Below are 410 nucleotides of genomic sequence, written 5' to 3' on the forward strand. Positions count from 1 at the left end.
CGACGCGCGCACGCTGGCAAAAAGCCTCAATGCCGCCAGCGGCGATCTCTTCCCGGCCGTGCTGGAGCAGATCAGCGTCGATCGCGGTTTCGAGACGGCGCTGGGTGCAGCCCTTGGCGAAGACCTCGACGTGCCGCTCGACCGCAGCGCGCCGGTGCATTGGGGCGAAGGCGCGATCCAACCCGGCGACGCGGCTCTGCCGGAAGGCGTGAAGAGCCTGGCCAGCGTGGTCCACGCGCCGGCACAGCTCGCCCGCCGCCTGGCGCAGATCGGTATCGTCGATGCCGCCGGCGATGGCCGCCGGTTGCAGCCGCTGGCCGGGAGCAAGCAGCGGCTGGTCAGCCGCGAGGGCGCGCTGTGGCGCTGGGACGGCTTTACCGCCAGTGCCGACGCGCCGACCGCCGCGGCGC

Annotated in this window: 1 pseudogene; it reads left to right on the forward strand. The window is 73.2% G+C overall.

The features are described 5' to 3' along the window. Positions 1-410, forward strand: a pseudogene (locus EOA22_RS37340) (chromosome segregation protein SMC); the annotation flags it as partial.

Origin of the sequence: Mesorhizobium sp. M7A.F.Ca.US.014.04.1.1, assembly GCF_003998745.1 — a bacterium.
GTDB classification, from domain to species: Bacteria; Pseudomonadota; Alphaproteobacteria; order Rhizobiales; family Rhizobiaceae; genus Mesorhizobium; species Mesorhizobium ciceri.